The following is a 16,808-nucleotide window of genomic DNA, read 5'->3' as shown; positions in this document are numbered from 1 at the left end:
TGGCCCAGCGAAAGTAGCGTAATTGGTGCGGTCGTTCAGCCTGGTAGTTGATTGGACTAAAGGCTGTTTTGTTTTCTATGCGGGGCAGTCCCCATACACAAGAGATTTTTCGGTTTACGTTAATAGCGATTGAATCTGGTGCCCCGCTCGGTAGCTTATGCTGCGAGCGCGGTGAGCTTGATCTGCTCTAGTAATTGCATGATGCGATTGACTTGGTCGGATGAAAATAACGCGTCGGGACCGGTGGGGGATATGTCGGTAAAGGGAGATTCGTACAACAGACCAACGTCGACGATCCCGTGGTCGACAAGCTGGTTGATGATCAAGTTGACGAACTCGATCTGGTTGGCGCTGTACGTCGTGCTAGCGAGAAACTCGTTGAACAAGCTCTTGGCAACTTCGCGATTAAGGCCAACCAGCGTACGAACGAAGACACCGAAACTCTCGTTCTCTTGCTTAGCTTGATCAATGTACTCCGCCTTGCCAATCTTGTTGTCAGTGAGCACGCGTTCCAAATCATCAAGGTCGCCCGACGATAGCGGCTCATTGGTGTGCAACTTGCGAACGGCATCAATGTCCATATGCTTCCGCAAAAACGCTCGCGCTTTATCACGGAATCGCTCAAAGGTGTCCCGGCCTACGAAATCTGTTAGCTCGATATCAGACTCCGCACCCATTTGGTCTTCAAAATTGGTGTAGATCGGTTTGCGATCTTTCTTTTCAATAAACTGAACTAGATCCCGCAGACGGCGGCGGATCACTTCCAGCATGGGAACAGTAACGTCCACCCACCAGACTTCTGTCTGAACATCTTGGATGTACGTCATCTGCTTTCCGACCAGCGGAATGGTATGTTTCTCTTCCAATAGGCCCGCAATCTTAATCACCTGGTCTCGTAGCCTTTCGAATGCAGGCTCCTTGCCAAGCAGCGCAAGTTGCAGGTTAAGAACCAGCAGATCAAACCGCTTGGCGTCTTCCGATTCACGTTCCAATTGAGTTGGCAGGCTGGCGATTTCATGGGCTAGCTCCTGTCGATCTTGGGCGCTGAGCCTTTCCCAGGCTTCCTGCTTGGCGAACTTCTCCACGGTTCGACGTTTGGCACGCACAACGAAATTGTCGAGGTTCATTGATGCCACGTGCTGGTGTAGTAAATGAGTGACTTGCAATTGAACCTGGCGTTCTGATTCGGGATCAAAATCGTGCCGTAAGACTTCTTTTATCAAATCCCCGCCCGAACGATTGTCCAGTTCGCCAATCAGCTCCAGCCGTGCCTTGAACAGTTTGGCCGACAGCGATTCGCTCAAGCGGCCCGATGAGCCTTCGGGGGTCTGGCTGAAGTATTCGAGGTTCTGACAATAGTCAAAGATGTAAAAGAATTCTTTATGCTGATCCGGCCCAAACAGGTTGGGACACAGCCGAGTACCGCGCCCCACCATCTGCCAAAACTTGGTCTTGGACCGAACCAGCTTGAAGAAAACTAGATTCACCACTTCCGGTACGTCGATCCCGGTATCGAGCATATCGACCGAGATAGCGATTTGTGGGAACTTGTCATTGTTGGAAAAGTTGTCGATCAACGACTGGGCGTATTCGGTCTTGAAAGTAATGATCCGCGCGAACTCGCCTTTGAAGTGCGGATAGTTGGCATCGAAGCGTTCCTTGATGAACTCAGCGTGAGCTTGGTTCTTCGCAAACAAAATTGTTTTGCCGAGCAGATCACCGCCAGCGACCGTTTGGCCGCGCGTCATCAAGTGTTCTAAAACTTTGTCGACGGTATCAATGTTGAACAGCCACTTGTTCACCGCGGCCGCTTCGACCTTATCCGGTATGTTCCCTTCCTCATCCCACTCCTTGGCATCCCATTCGTCTTTTTCTTCTTCGCTCAAGTCGTCGTACTTGATCCCCTCTCGTTCAAACTTGAGCGGAACGGATACGGCTTTGGGCGGAACCAAATAGCCATCCTTCACAGCCTCTTCCAGATCGTAGGCATCCGTTGGCACGCCGCTTTCCAAATCAAACAGCCCATAGGTATTCTTGTCGATCTCATCTTTGGGTGTCGCAGTCAGTCCGACCAGCAGCGAATCAAAATAGTCAAAAATCGCCCGATACTTCTGAAACACACTGCGGTGCGCTTCATCGATCACAACTAAATCAAAGTGTCCTGCTCCAAATCGGCGGCTTCCATCCTTGGTGTCATTGATCAGCCCCATCATGGTTGGATAGGTCGACACGTAGACGCGGCCTTCGGTATCTTTCTCGGTAATCAAGTTCACTGCACCCGCATCGGGCAGAAACTTCTTGAACACGTTCGCGGTTTGATTGACCAGTGCGACACGGTCGGCCAGGAACAACACGCGTTTGACCCAATTGGCACGGATCAGCATGTCACACAAAGCGATCACCGTTCGCGTCTTGCCCGATCCAGTCGCCATGACCAACAGTGCTTTGCGTTCGTGATCCTTTTCGAACGACTCACCAATTTTGCGGATAGCTCGCGTCTGATAAAAGCGCTCCACAATGGTCTCGTTGATCGATGCTTCTTGCAGCGATCGTCGAGTGGTGCGGCGTTGGATCAGCAGCTCCAACTCGACCTTCTTGTAGAAGCCTTGGACTTGTCGAGGCGGATAGTTTTGATCGTCCCAAATCCAATGTTCGTAGCCGTTGGAATAGAAGATCACCGGACGCTGGCCGAACATCGTTTCCAGGCAATCCGCGTACAGCTTCGCTTGCTGCTCACCTTCTTTGGGACTGCGTTTGGTGCGCTTGGCTTCGACCAAAGCGAGAGGCTTGCCGTCATCGCCCCACAGAACGTAATCAACAAAGCCTTGTCCTCCTATTAGCCGCTGGGCGTTAGCCCCGGTTTCTTCCACCGCATCGACGTGTTCGTCGGGAACCGCGGCTAACGCCGTGCGGCTAATGTTTTTTTGATTCGGCATCCCGATAACCGGGAATTCGCGATCACGCTTTTGATTCAGCGGCCAACCAGCTTCCTTCAGCAGTAAGTCGATAAAGTAATCGCGAGTCTCTGCTTCGTTGTAGTTGTGATCGTCCGGTACCTTGGCTGCCGCTTGCTTGGCTTCCGCAACTTCCTTCCGCAGTCGCTTGATTTCCGCGTCCAAGTTCTCTTTGTCGGCGAGCACGATCGACAGCTTTTCGTCTTTCTCGGCCAGCTGCGCTTCGAGTCGCTTCAGTTGATCAAGCGTTTGCTTTGGGATCGTAGTCGTTGGCAGAGCGGCTTCGTCAAACGCTAACTTGGCATCCGGCTTTTTACCCCGCGCGTACAGACGAGCAAACCAGTAGCAGAAGTGGAACAGTTCTTTGACGGCCTGCACCGAGTCCGACTGCGGGATATCGCGGTGGGAGTGAACCGCACGATTGCCCAGCGTGACGATCACCTTCGCCTTGCTGAAGACCGCTTCACCTGCGGTGTGCTTGAACGTCGGCTCGTGGATCAGTGCCGAGATGTTGTCTTGGTATGGCAGCTTTAACGCTCGATCAAACTTATACGCCCAAGCCACCGCCAGTTCCAAAGCCCGTCGAGCATAGAAACAGGACGTGCGAGGATCGGGGATCGCCGTCGCCTCGGCTTTGCTGGCCGCGTCGTGGATGTCTTTCCATTCGGCGGTTAGAAACTCAAAGTTGCTCATGGGCGGTTACGTTGGAACACGGATTGGCACTAATCATCACTAATCAAATCCAGTAGATTGCTTTTGGACATTCGGCTGGCACAGGCAACCAGTATATCCCGACATCCTTCTTCTTTCATTAGTGTCGGTTAGCGAAGATTAGTGTTCTCCCCTTCTTTGCCGCGACCACAAACCGTTTTTATGCCAGTTCAATTCGACGCATCCTCAGCCAATTCGCGAAAAAGTGCGTTCATCCAGACCGGGGCATACTTCAAATCGTGAAGTAAATGCTGAGATCCTTTTTTGGGTAGTCGTAAACGCGTCGTGCAATTTTCTTTCAGAATAAAGAAGGCTCGTCCTTCGTTTACTGAAGGGTTGGTACGAGGAGCAGGGATCCTATCGACTCGGCATTGCTGGCCGGCCCAAAGTATCGCTCAATCCGTTTGTAAGGAACTGAAAATGCTGCATTGATCAAGTTGATTTCAAGGCTGAAGGTAAACGCCGAATCGGCACGCCGTTCCCTTCAGATAACTGTGAATTTCAGCAAATGGAGTCCTACCGGCAGTCCGATGAATTAGCATAGAATACACATACATCAAATGGAACTTGGCCATGGTCGCAAAAATCTCTGTAAATCCTGAACTACTTCGCTGGGCGGTTGACCGTTCCGGTCTGTCGTTCAGCGATTTCAACGAACCTGTCCAAGATTGGATCAGCGGCGACGCTCTGCCCACTGTCCGCAAGCTGGAGGGGTTTGCTCGCAAAGCGATGGTCCCGTTCGGTTATCTCTTCCTCGCAAGCCCACCCAAGGAATCGATTGGCGTTCCTGACTTTCGAACGTTTCGAGATGAGAAACGGCGAACCTTCAGCCCCAACCTGCGCGACACCATCACCGACATTCAACGCCGCCAAGCGTGGATGCGTGATTACCTTATTGACGCGGGCCACGATCCGTTATCCTTCGTCGGAACCATCAAACCCAATCAACCGACCCGGCAAGTTGCGGAGACGATACGGCTACAAATACAATTGCCTGCCGACTGGCAAATAAAGCAAAAGACCTGGGAAGCGGCATTGACCACGCTTCGACTCGCCATCGAGGGCACAGGCGTGTTTGTCTCCATGACAAACCAAGTCGGCCTGAATACGCGGCGACCGTTGAATCAAGAAGAGTTTCGTGGCTTTGTATTGATCGACGACTACGCACCCTGGGTTTTCGTCAACACCAACGATACCAAGTCGGCGCAGATGTTTACGCTGGCACACGAAATGGTTCACGTTTGGGTCGGTAAGCCTGGGCTGTTCAACTTGGAAAAGCTGGACGCACACAGCGACGATGTCGAGCAGTTTTGCAATCGGGTCGCAGCCGAATTTCTGCTTCCTCAGGACAATTTCCGGCAAACCTGGGCAACTACCGGCACCGTTGCGGAACGGTGCACGGCAATCGCAAGATTGTTCAAGGTTAGCCCGCTGGTGGTTGGTCGTCGCGCCTTTGAACTCAAATTGATTAGCTCGCGATCGTTCTTTCAGTTCTATCGGCAAGAGATGGAAAAGTGGCGTGAACTGAAGGAGCAGAACAAAGGCAAACCTGCTCCTGTATTCTGGCGACAGCAACGTCTGCGATTGAATGATCGCTTTGGATACGCAGTTGCTCAAGCTTATGCCGAGAGAAAGCTGTTGCCATCCGAGGCGCAAGACTTGACCGGATTTAGTCGTGAGACATTTTCAAAGTACGCCAGCGGTATGTTGCGAAGCATGCGTGGGGCCAGCCAGTGACGAAGTATCTCATCGACACCAACAGCCTCATCGAAGCCAAAGACTTCTTCTACGCATTCGATATCTGTCCGGGTTTCTGGAACGGCTTAAGGCGTCATCATGCCAGCGGCGAAGTATTCTCAATCGATCGGGTACGTGACGAGATAGTCGACGGAAACGATCGTCTTGTGCGCTGGGCAAAGAAGATGCCTAAGAGATTCTTCGTTGCAAGCAGCACGACCGAAATCGCCGCTCAGTACTCGCAAATCATTCAATGGGTCCAGGCCAATTATCATCGACAGGACGCAGTCGCTTCCTTTGCGGCAAAGGCGGATGGTTGGCTGATCGCAACTGCCAAAGTCGAAGGCCCCGTTATTGTCTGCGAGGAACAATTCAATCCTTCAACACAACGCCGCGTTCCCAATCCCAACGTCTGCAAGCAGTTCGGCGTTCCCTACTGCAACGTTTTCGAGATGCTGAAACAACTGAAGGTCAAGTTTGGGCTGAAAAAGTTGGTTTAGCAACTGTGCCCGCTGACGCATTAATTGCATTCCTGTCGGAAGTCGCGCATTCAAAGTGACTCATCGGGAGTTCCGCCGTTTGCTAGTCCAGGTTCATGCTGCCAATTCACGACGGTCAGCCCTGGTATGGCCAGTAAATCGCTGTCGCATGTCACAACTGTACAATCACCAAGTGACGCGGCAATCGCTGCAAGCATGATATCAATCGTCTGCATCGGGCGTCCGATCCTGCGAAGTTCGGCGGCGATTTTGCCGAAGGCATACGAGGCTGCACGATCCAGCGGCCAGCAAGCAATTTCGCTGAGCGTTCGTTGAAATCGATCCAAGTTAGCCGCGCGCGTGGAACTCATCTCAAGTCCAGCTAGTATTTCGGCAACAATGGGTTCGCACGTCCCAACACGGAAACCGCCGCGGCGAGCGTAAGTGTAGTTGGCCAGGACGTTTTCTTGCCGGCGCATCAGATCGTTGACTACGTTGGAATCAAGCAAAAATCGTTTCACTTGAAATCGTCCGCGATTCGGTCGGACCATTCCATGAAATGCTCTTTTTCCCAGCGTTTTCTCTCGGCCTGGGCCGCATCCCACGCGGCCTGATCGTCAGGAGAAAAAATCAAGGGCTCGATGGACATCAACCTTTCTATCGACGCTTCGATTTCCTCGGGAGTTTCATCCTGGACTCCGTCACCCGGCTTGTAATCCGCTGATGCTGGGACAATCCGAATTTCGACCTCTGTGCCGTCTGGTAAGTCGGCGGCAACTTGGACGTCTATTCGCCCATTGTGGACGGTTGTTCGAATGGTATCCATGAAAGCACCTCGGAAATCGTATAACTGGGTAGCACCCATTATGGCTGGTGATCGAATGCCGTGGAAGCGGATTTCGCACTATCGTCGCCTTTCGCTCCGCGAAAGTAACGCCGCAGTTCGCTACTTTCGCGGAGCGAAAGGCGACGATCCATACTCCCGATAAAAATACTCGTTTTCTGACAACCGAGCCTTGGCACCATTATCCCGAATATACCTGCGCAGATATTCGTATTGCTCTGGACTGCGAACCAAATGATCAAACGGCTCTTGTTGCCAGAACTTACCTTTTTGTTTGAGCGATAGATTGATTTTCCAAGCGGAGTAATGCAGCCACGAATCGCACTGAGTAAGGAGGGCTTCTTCCGATGGGAACGACGCCAGCAAATGAACGTGATTAGGCATCACGATAAAATCGCCCATACGATAACGCTCACCATCGAAATGCATTAGCGTATCCACCACGATCTTGGCGAGCTCCGGTTTGCGCAGAACGCACGCCCCATGACACGTATCAAGAAAGTCCTCACGACATCGATTGAATTCTTTCTTGAACTGATCCCGTAAGAGAGGATCAAGCGTTGGCAGAACCTTGGACCAATGTCGATCGACCGGGCAATCATGTCGCCGCATCCAGTCATGCTTTTCACGTTCCCAGCGATCAAGGACATCTTGGGGAATCGAATCCGCAGTCCGAAAAGTGATGAAGACAATGGCCCCTGCCTGCGACCAATGCGGTCGAAAATGTTCGCTGATCGACAACTCCGCCTTCGGATCAAACAGCTCACCAAGTCCATCAGGTACGGTCATTCGTTACACCCCCATCGTCGCCGCATCGTCGCCTTTCGCTCCGCGAAAGTTGCGTATGTGGGCGCTACTTTCGCGGAGCGAAAGGCGACGATGTTCTCCATCACAGTTCCCCTCGAAACGCTCGGTGTTGGAGGGAGGCGAAGAGTTGGTCTAGATTCGAGAGATGCGATTGGATTTGAGCTTTCTGGTGCGCAATCAATTTCATTACGTTATCCCATTTCCGTTGCATTGTGATCGGCGGCAATGGAATCTTGAGCGTCTTAAGTTTGACACCCGTAAGATGCGGTATTGTCGCGGAGGATACGAGACGGAAGAGTTCACTTCCTTCTCGCATGAGCATCCGAATTAGATATGCAATGTACTCAGAAGTTGCAAGCTCTCGTCTGGGACGTACCCTGTGCAATGACTTTTGAAAATAACAATCAGAGATTTCTCCTCGCCAAATTGCAGTCTGTGCTACGCCCGCGCCACCCTCACAAATAAGAACGTCGTTCGGAAGCAGTCGAAATTCCTCACGGTCCTTTGCATTAAAATCCATTTTCCAAACGGTCGAAAGATCGAGCCTTCCCCACTGCACGTTGATATTCCGCATATAGGGTCGTAGGTTATCGCCAATTTGCTTTTTGCCATCGAGCATTTTTCCAAGCCTCGATTCGCAAACATCATCAAATACCCTGATGGGCCATGCACGCGGATTACTCACCGGATCGCCGAACATGTCGAGGAAGATGGATTGGGTGAGTTCGTCGAGGAGGGCGAGGGCGGCGCGACGCTTGGCCCTGAGCGCCTCCGCCCGATCCAAGATCTCCGCTATCCGCTTCTGCTCCGAAAGGGGAAACTTCGGAATGTCTAGTGACTTAAGAGTCGTTGCATTGACTCCTGGCTGCGCAACACCGCGTGCACTTTTCGTAATCTGTGCCCAGTAGTCTGGTGTTTGAAAGAAATGAGAAACGAATCGGGGGTCAAACGAATCCTTAAGTCTTAGCCGAATCAAGTACGACGCAAACACTGAATTCTCTGGGCATTCTCGTATCAAGAAACTCTTGCCGGTTGTAGCACCTGTTCGTGCAAAAACGATGTCTCCGGATTCCAACCTAGAACCCATCACCGTTTTCGCGTCGGCTTCGCACCACGGAACAGCATTCCAATCAACATTGCCATTTTGAATGTCAGTTATGCGAAGGAACTTTGGGCCAACTGGCGAATCAGCGGCCGACGCAGTAACTCCATAATCAACAGTGATCGCTGCGTCGCCAAGCTTTATTGTTGAAGGCATCATTTGGAAAGCATCCCCCGCAGTTGCTTCATGCCTTGGGTGATCTCCTTCTCAATGTTCTCCAGTTCATCCAGAATCGCGTGCGGTGCGCGATGATCGACTTCTTCATGAACCACTTCCTTGTAGCGGTTGATCGCTAGGTCGTAACCGTGCTCGACGATGTCCGACTTCGGTATGGCCTGAGGCGATTTTGCCGGATTTTGCCGTGAGCCGAAAATAGAATGATAATAGAACAATTCTGCGTAAACCCTTTCTGAGAAACGACTTGCGAATTTCTTGCGTTTGATTTCGGCCAGGCCGGAATCAAAAGTGAAAATAAGAATACACATAGTTAACTCCATGATGGGACGTACCGCATATACTTCCGACTGGCCTCGGGATCGACAGGCTTAATGCCCCCCGTTTCGAGGGTTTCGTTGATGATTCGCGTAGCCTTGGCTGACTGCTTGTTATCGAGACCAAATCGCTTTCGCACCGTCGCATTGGTCATTTGTTTGCCAGCAACAATGCACAAACACGCATGCTGAAAACAGGCTCTGATTCGCTCTTCACGGCTCATGTCATCCAGCGGCTTGTATGCCCACAACGTCGATTTCGTTGAATCCACCGGTGTCTCAAATAATACGGGAGGCAATTGAAACAACTCGACTGCACCGACAACTTTATCGATACCCGTGCCGAGCTCCTCGCACATGTTCAGCCGTCGCGACATGGCAGCGAGCGCTTCATTGCGTGACCGCGGCGGACCATCGATGAATCGAATGGGATCGAGGAGTGGCAGGCCGGGGCTGGTGATCTCGATGCGGCGATCAAAGATCTCAACCAACGGCCCTGTGCCACGCATCGAAAAATCTTGGTGGATGATCGCGTTCCCAACCAGCTCGCGTATTGCAATCGCAGGATACATCTTGACCTTGGTTCGCAACGCCTGCTCGATCGGTTCGTTCTGCTCCACTTGAGAATTGATGTAATCGACGGCAGCTTCAAACGAAGTTGCGTAACCTCGGTTTGCGGGTGCATCCTCCCATTGACGCTCAATGTCAAAACGACCGTCACCCGAGTACTTCACAACGCGAATGACTTTGCGCCCCAGTCTGCCAAAATCAGACAGCCGTTTGGCAAACAGGATCGCTCCCAGGTTGGTGATGTCGTATCGTCCACCAGGCTGAGTGACAATGATCTGTTCATCACACAACCGAGCGAGAATACCTGCTTGATCGGTCGGCAACGCAATGCCGAGCTTGTCAAAGCATACCGTAAAATCCAGTAGTTGCAGAACACGAGAGCCATCCACATCTTGCAGGGCGAGGCCTGCCTCAAATTTGGTCGTGTCGAAAGCGGCCCAAAGCTTTCTAGCATGCTCTGGGTAATCTTTGAGCTTCCTCTTTTGGCTATCGATGCGAATGAACGCTTCGCTGCCAAATCGCACGGGTTGGTTAGGAGACTTGGGTATTTTCAGCAGAACGACTGGAACTCCCTCCACGTTCGCTTGAAAGAACTGCAAGTCGAGTTGTGGCAGCATCGAACGCATTAGCCAGTTGCTCAATGGCTCGTTACCTTTACGAGCATCCAATGGACTAAATCGTGTTCCAACTAGGTCCAATGTAACATCTTGGATTCCCCATACCACGTAGCCATATTCAACGCCAGCGATCGCGGCGGAGTTGGACAAAGCCGAAGCATACTCGGCGATTTCATCGGGGTGTTCATTATTGCACTTGAATTCTATCCATTCGCACTCACGGCCAAGTCTTCGTAGCTCGGCGATCAAGTCGACAATCTGTTGCTCGGTCACTTCAGCATTCTCCTTCTGAGTCGCCTTTCGCTCCGCGAAAGTAGCGTATCATAGCCTGCAATATTAACGTACTTTCGCGGAGCGAAAGACGACGATGATTCACTTCAGCATCCTCCGAAGCTCTTTCATCCCGTTCGTGATCTCCTTCTCAATGCTCTCTAGCTCATCCAAAATTGCTTGCGGGGCGCGGTGATCGACTTCTTCGTGTACGACTTCCTTGTAACGGTTGATCGATAAGTCATAACCTTGCTCAACAATGTCCTGCTTGGGCACGCAAAAACTCTGGGCTGTGCGAGGATTCTTACGTTCGGACTTTTCGCGGAGCGAAAAGCGACTAAGGATGTCGGGCAAGTTGTTCTTGGCATGCTCGTCCTTGGTCAACTTCACCGTCGGCTTGGGGCCTTGCTTTTCAGGTGGCAACAGGTCGGTGCGTTTGTCGTCGAGCGACTTGCCGTCGGCCTGCATGTCGTAGAACCAAACGTGATCGGTGCCGCCCGAGTTGGTCTTGGTGAACAGCAAGATCGCTGTCGAGACACCGGCATAGGGTTTGAACACGCCGCCGGGCATCGAAATGATTCCGTCTAGCTTCTGGTCCTCGACGATCATCTTCCGCAGCGTCTTGTGCGCCGTCGATGAACCAAACAGCACGCCGTCGGGAACAATCACAGCGGCTCGTCCACCGGGCTTCAGCAAGCGAATGATCAAGGCCAGAAACAGCAGTTCGGTCTTCTTGGTCCTGACGACTTGCAACAAGTCCTTGGCACAGCTTTCGAAATCGAGCGAGCCTGCGAACGGCGGATTGGCCAACACCAGCGAGTAACGTTCTTCCTCGCCGCCATGTTCCTGGGCCAACGAGTCGCGGTACACGACGTTCGGCTTCTCCACGCCGTGCAGCAACATGTTCATGCTGCCAATCCGCAGCATCGTGCTGTCGAAGTCAAAGGCGTTGAACAACTGTTCGTGAAAATGCTTTTTAAGCTTGTTATCGGTAAAGATCTCCTTGTGGTTCTCGCGCAGGTATTCACCAACCGCCACCGGAAACCCACAAGTACCGCCCGCTGGATCGCACATGACATCGGTCGGCAGCGGCTTGACCAATTCGACCATCAACTGAATCGCATGCCGAGGCGTACGGAACTGGCCGTTCTGGCCTGCCGTGGCGATTTTGCCCAGCATGTACTCGTACAAGTCCCCTTTGGTATCGCGGCCCTCCATGGGCACCCCGTCGATCATGTCGACGACTTTGGCCAACAGCGCCGGCGTCGGGATCGTGAACCGAGCGTCTTTCATGTGGTGGGCATAGGTTGAATCATCACCGCCCAGCGTTCGCAAGAATGGGAAGACGTGTTCGGCCATGACGTCGAACATCTCTTTGGGTTCAAAATGCTTGAACCGTGACCAGCGAAGATCGTCGTAGGACCGTTTCTTGGGGTCGTTGCCTTCCGGAAACGTTCGCCGCTCCATCGGTTTTTTGGTGCGGTTGGCTTTGTTCTCTTCCAGCGTGTGCAGGTCATCGAGCCGCTTGATGAACAGCAGGTAAGTGATTTGCTCCATGACTTCCAACGGATTGGATACGCCACCTGTCCAGAATGAATCCCAGATCTTGTCGACTTTGCTTCTGATTTCGCCCGTGATCAATTCTGTTCTCCGTGGTTTCCATATGTAGCCAACGTCGTTACTCGTGCATCCGTGCGAATCAGTGGAGTTCGGTGTTTCCTACTCCTTCTCCGTTGCCACGAACCGCTTGCGCTCCAGTTGACAGACCGTATCGATGTTGTGCAAGTGAGCGGTTACACCTTAAGGAGCAGTAATGTTGGAACACTAATGAACGCTGATTCGCACTTAGAGTCTATCCGAAAAACTGGGGAAACCGCAGCTAGAGGGCTGTTGATTTACACGACTCCGCAAGAGATCGTCGCCTTTTGCTCCGCAAAAGCAGCGCTAACGGACGCTTCTTTCGCGGAGCGAAAGGCGACACTCACTAAATCAACAGCCTGCTTGCGCCTTGCGGCTCATGGTTTTCGGATAGGTTCTGATCCACCTCTTGTGTTGCCGCCTGCCGAATGCCATGCCTCACAGTACCAACAAAGACTTAAGTGTGATTAGCACTTCGCTTTCGCATAGTTCTACCTTCTGACCGCCCGTTTGTTTAGCACCCCATGCGTTGAATAACGCAAGGCTGGTGCCAAAAGCGATGTCTCCATCAAGCTTCTGTATCTACCTTGATTCCTAGTTTCTCCATTTGGTGAGAAAGGGTCTGGTAGTTGTTCATTCCAAGAAGCTCCGCAGCCGCTGTCTTTTTACCGTCAGCTTCTCGGAGTGCACGTCGAATAAAGCGGCTGCGTATATCGTTCATATGTGTTTCGATTTCAAAGCCATTGCCTAGTGGTGGGTCGAGATTGCTGGCAGGATCCAGGCCGGGGAAATCGGACATGGCGGCTTCCAAGTCGCACGCTTGCAGAGTGGTATCGGGGGCCATCACAGCCGCTTGAACCAAGACGTTCTTCAACTGCCGAATATTTCCGGGCCAAGCATGCTTGGAGAGAAACTTTTTTGCAGTCGCAGAAAGCGTTTTGTGCTGGTAGTCGACCCCGTGTTGAGCCTGAAACTGCTGGTTAATCGATTTGAGCAGTGCGTCGGCCAACAATTGAATGTCCTTGCCTCGCTCCCGCAGCGGCGGAAGCTTGAGTGTGATCGTAGCCAGCCGATAGAGCAAGTCTTCGCGAAAGAGGCCATCTTTGGCACGTTGAACCAGATCGCGATTGGTGGCCGCAACGAGACGAACGTCCGTGCTGCGGTCTTTCGTGTCTCCGACCCGGCGAAAAACTCGCGTACAAGGGCCTGCGTTGTCGGGCGGCTGCAGTACTCGCAGCAGTTTGGCTTGCATCTCCAAACTGCATTCGCCGATCTCATCAAGGAACAGTGTTCCGCCGTCGGCCAGCTGAAACAACCCATCGCGGTCCTTGCTGGCATCGGTAAAGGCTCCCTTGACGTGGCCAAACAACTCCGACTCCAGCAGTTGGTCTGGCATGGCGGCACAATTCACGACTTCAAAGCGTTTGCTGCGACGATGGCTGGCCCGGTGGATCGCGTCAGCAAACATTTCTTTGCCAGTGCCGCTTTCGCCCAAGATCAGAATCGGCACGTCATGCATCGCAGCTCGAGAAGCTCGGCCGACCGTTGCTCGAATGATTTCGCTTTCACCGAAGATACTGCCGAAGCCTAGGACGTCTTTTGGACTGGCCACTAGCAAGTGCTGCCAGACTTGGTCTTGCTGTTTCAACAATTCTGGGATGACATCCACGGTGATATCAAAGGGAATATCGGCCACGCTTACTTTGCCATCCCAAGTCTGATAAAGATTGGCTGGATAGAGGCTTTTGCCAAGCAGTACCCAGATGGCGGCCATTGCAGGCGTCCCGGGGCTCAGATGGAAGCTGTACTGCCGAGGCTCATGATTCAGCCCCGCCAGTACGGGTTTTACCGCCGTGTAGACTTGAGCATGATCGGCAGGGTTCTTCAGTTGCACGGCATGCAAAGTTACAGATCTTTGCAGCCACTTTTTGTATTCGCTGTTCGCAAGATCCGAGAAATCGGACAGCAGATGGATTTCATCAAACGGTTTGTTGGCAATCAAAGTTGCCAATGGCCCATCACCGTCCGTTTTCTTGAGCGGTTCACCTTTGGCTTCCAGCATGACCTTGGTCGCTCGTGAGCTGGGCAGGTCACGCGCAAGGGCCCGCAGGTCGGTGTTGCCAATCCAACTGACTAAAGTTTGCTTTGCCACGATTCTTCTCGGTGAATATTTTTGTGCTGAGGGGAAATCTATTTGTAGTTACTAGGGCGTCGTTTGGGAACAGCGGAAATATCCGGAAAAATTGAAGCGGGGGTGGGAAGCGACCTAAAATCGTTGCCCATCAGAGACTTGCGATAGGCCGATGGCTCACCCGTGGAATCTTGATTGGTATAAAGTCATCGTCGTTTGCGTCGAAGTGGTTCGGCATGTGCGAAATAGCGTTTCGATATCCGCTCGTGGATACCAATACGCCCTATCCGACCTTCAAGTCCTACGCCTTCATGTCCAAATCCTTTAACGAATCTTTACCGCTCAACATCGAGACTTACGAAGTCCAAAAGAACCTCGTTCGATATGAATGCCCCAAGTGTGGCGATCGCTTGAGATCCGAATTGCGGGAAGCTGGGCAAATCGATGTCTGCCCCGTTTGCCGTGTTCAGTTTTTCGTGCCAGCGGTCAAGGAACGGTTAGATCAGGAAGAGCGAATCAAGCTGCTGCGACAAGAAGAGGTGGAAGCAAAGCAGCATGCTCAGATACAAAAGGAATTGCGGCAAGCGGAAAGCAAGGCGAAGACGATCGAAGCTGCCGTCAAGCAGGCGAATAAGGAAAAGCGGTTGCAATTGGACCGCGACCCAATGGTCGAATGGTTTATGTATGCTTCATTAGCGGCCGTGTTTCTGGCGTTTGTAGCTGGCCCACATTTGATTGCTGCAGTAGCCACCGACAGTACTTATCTGTGTATGGTGATTATCTCGCTATTTACCATCGGCGTGGTGCTCAATTTCCTGGGAGTACGACAGTTGCGAATTGAATATGTATGCGCGGCGGCCTGCATGGCTCGCCTCCGCTCGCCAGAAGGCTTGAAGACACTGCTGACCGATGCACCCGCTGGTGTGTTTCATCGGCATGTTCAAGACCTTGGCAATATCGCACGCTACGACGAGAACTTCACGCAAGATAGCCTAGTGACGTTGTTATACAGCCGCTTGATGGCCAAAGCAAAGGTGGTGGAAGTCTTGACAACTATTCTCGTTTCATTGGGTTTGGTCGGTACCGTGCTGGGGCTGATCGTCATGACCGGCGGATTGTCCAGCACCATGGAGTCGCTGAGTGGATCGGACGCCAGTTCGTTGCTGGTAGGGATGCGGGCGACCATGGGCGGTTTGGGAACCGCATTCTACACGACCTTGCTGGGAGCGATGTTTGGAAGCATCGTGCTGCGGCTACTGAACAATGTTTATACATCCAATGTGGACTACTTGGTGTCGTATGTTGCATCGACGGCAGAAGTTCGCATTGTGCCGCGGTTGAAAGCACTTGCCCGATCGAAATCGCAGGGAGGTAGCGAAGCATGAAATCGCTCAGCGAGAACTATCGAGAAAGCCATGGCAATAATCACGAAACGTTTGCCGATCTGATCTTCTGCGCTTTTGTGGTGCTGATACTGTTCGTATTGGCATTGACCGTAGAGGTCAGCCAGCGTGTCCGGGGAGCAGTTGCCGAAGTGGTTCCTCCGCAAGAGATCAAAGTAGAAGACGTCATCAAGCTTACGCCGCAAGAGATGGAAGAGTTGTCTAAGCGTATGCAGCAGCAGGCAGAACAAATGCAACGACAGTCGCAAGAGATCCAGCGATTGCAAGCGGAGCTTGAAGCAAGCCAAGCAAAGGTGACAAATCAACTAGCGGCGATGTCCGGCGAGCAAAGATTCACAGGGGCTCGTGAAAAAGCCGCATTCCACGTCGCGTACGACTATAAGAAGAATCGCTATTACTTCGTGTCGGCTAAATCAGTGAATGAAGCGGACCGCCAGATATCGGGCGAAAGTACGCTGGAGTACCGGGCTCGAAAGCAAGGTATTCTTGTTCGTGAAGCATTGCAGGCTCGTACCAGCCGGGGCTTTACCTTGCCGGAAATCAACTCCATATACGAGTCCTTGTCGCAGTACCGAGTTGTTAGCTGGGATGGCACAAATTACAAATTGGGGACCGGCGAAGTCGGCATGTACTATCATATTGCGCTATGCGGTTATATAGCGGGGGATGCTGTGGTCGATGACCAAACCACCAATCGCATTGAATTAGCATTGTCTTTGGCAGGTAACAACAAAGGACCAGTAACGGAGGACATGTATCCGCGTTGTCAGCTTGTGGTCAACGAGTCGAATCAGCGAGTAGATTGGAACGGTGTGCAGTTGACCGCACGAGATCTTCGCGAGATTCTGTTGTCGGTAGACGGTCGTGGCTTGATGTTAGATTTCGAAGGCTTTTCCGGCCCTGCCCCCAAGTGGCTTTACAACGAGGTACTTGCTCCTGCCGGCTACATCGGCAAAACGCCAAAAATGCCGTAGTGTTCGGTTGACAAGTTGGTAAAGGATTGGCCAAATTCGGTTTGTAAAGCATTTAACGCTTTGAAGTGCGTGTTATGGCG

The 16,808-nt window shown here is 52.1% G+C and carries 13 protein-coding genes; 4 read left to right on the top strand and 9 right to left on the bottom strand.

Annotated elements, in window-relative coordinates:
- Nucleotides 1-155: 155 nt before the first annotated feature.
- Nucleotides 156-3,647, bottom strand: a complete 3,492-nt coding sequence (locus SH302x_RS27330; protein ID WP_479366313.1) for a DEAD/DEAH box helicase family protein — start codon at nucleotides 3,645-3,647, stop codon at nucleotides 156-158.
- A gap of 591 nt (nucleotides 3,648-4,238) precedes the next feature.
- On the opposite strand from SH302x_RS27330, the gene SH302x_RS27325 reads away from it, so the two are divergent.
- Nucleotides 4,239-5,402, top strand: a complete 1,164-nt coding sequence (locus SH302x_RS27325; RefSeq protein ID WP_479366312.1) for an ImmA/IrrE family metallo-endopeptidase — start codon at nucleotides 4,239-4,241, stop codon at nucleotides 5,400-5,402.
- Nucleotides 5,399-5,902, top strand: coding sequence for a DUF4411 family protein (locus SH302x_RS27320; protein ID WP_479366311.1), 504 nt, complete (start codon nucleotides 5,399-5,401; stop codon nucleotides 5,900-5,902). Before SH302x_RS27325 ends, SH302x_RS27320 begins: the two co-directional genes overlap by 4 nt.
- A gap of 50 nt (nucleotides 5,903-5,952) precedes the next feature.
- On the opposite strand, the gene SH302x_RS27315 is transcribed toward SH302x_RS27320, so the two are convergent.
- The 8 genes from SH302x_RS27315 to SH302x_RS27280 all read right to left on the bottom strand — a co-directional run bounded on the left by SH302x_RS27315 (nucleotide 5,953) and on the right by SH302x_RS27280 (nucleotide 14,372).
- The gene (locus tag SH302x_RS27315; protein ID WP_479366310.1) at nucleotides 5,953-6,402 is read right to left on the bottom strand and encodes a type II toxin-antitoxin system VapC family toxin; all 450 of its coding nucleotides are present in this window, start codon (nucleotides 6,400-6,402) and stop codon (nucleotides 5,953-5,955) included.
- Nucleotides 6,399-6,707, bottom strand: coding sequence for a hypothetical protein (locus SH302x_RS27310; RefSeq protein ID WP_479366308.1), 309 nt, complete (start codon nucleotides 6,705-6,707; stop codon nucleotides 6,399-6,401). The genes SH302x_RS27315 and SH302x_RS27310 overlap by 4 nt, the downstream gene beginning before the upstream one ends.
- Before the next feature lie 120 nt (nucleotides 6,708-6,827).
- Nucleotides 6,828-7,514 carry a transposase gene (locus SH302x_RS27305; RefSeq protein WP_479366307.1) on the bottom strand — a complete coding sequence of 229 codons (687 nt, stop codon included), beginning with the start codon at nucleotides 7,512-7,514 and terminating at the stop codon, nucleotides 6,828-6,830.
- A 100-nt stretch (nucleotides 7,515-7,614) separates the two neighbouring features.
- Nucleotides 7,615-8,793: a restriction endonuclease subunit S gene (locus SH302x_RS27300; protein WP_479366305.1), complete on the bottom strand. Its 1,179-nt coding sequence runs from the start codon at nucleotides 8,791-8,793 to the stop codon at nucleotides 7,615-7,617.
- Entirely contained in the window at nucleotides 8,790-9,119 is a 330-nt protein-coding gene (locus SH302x_RS27295) for a hypothetical protein (protein WP_479366303.1), read from the bottom strand. Before SH302x_RS27295 ends, SH302x_RS27300 begins: the two co-directional genes overlap by 4 nt.
- Before the next feature lie 2 nt (nucleotides 9,120-9,121).
- Complete coding sequence (locus SH302x_RS27290; protein ID WP_479366302.1) at nucleotides 9,122-10,585, bottom strand: ATP-binding protein; 1,464 nt, start codon at nucleotides 10,583-10,585, stop codon at nucleotides 9,122-9,124.
- A gap of 99 nt (nucleotides 10,586-10,684) precedes the next feature.
- Entirely contained in the window at nucleotides 10,685-12,223 is a 1,539-nt protein-coding gene (locus SH302x_RS27285) for a type I restriction-modification system subunit M (RefSeq protein WP_479366300.1), read from the bottom strand.
- A 565-nt stretch (nucleotides 12,224-12,788) separates the two neighbouring features.
- Entirely contained in the window at nucleotides 12,789-14,372 is a 1,584-nt protein-coding gene (locus tag SH302x_RS27280; protein WP_479366299.1) for a sigma-54 interaction domain-containing protein, read from the bottom strand.
- 290 nt (nucleotides 14,373-14,662) lie between these two features.
- On the opposite strand from SH302x_RS27280, the gene SH302x_RS27275 reads away from it, so the two are divergent.
- Together SH302x_RS27275 and SH302x_RS27270 are read left to right on the top strand one after the other, a co-directional pair.
- The gene (locus tag SH302x_RS27275) at nucleotides 14,663-15,736 is read left to right on the top strand and encodes a MotA/TolQ/ExbB proton channel family protein (protein WP_479366298.1); all 1,074 of its coding nucleotides are present in this window, start codon (nucleotides 14,663-14,665) and stop codon (nucleotides 15,734-15,736) included.
- Complete coding sequence (locus SH302x_RS27270) at nucleotides 15,733-16,728, top strand: hypothetical protein (protein ID WP_479366297.1); 996 nt, start codon at nucleotides 15,733-15,735, stop codon at nucleotides 16,726-16,728. Before SH302x_RS27275 ends, SH302x_RS27270 begins: the two co-directional genes overlap by 4 nt.
- Nucleotides 16,729-16,808: the final 80 nt, after the last annotated feature.

This window comes from Njordella calcicola, from assembly GCF_056494125.1.
This window is presented reverse-complemented; position numbering and strand designations above follow the sequence as displayed.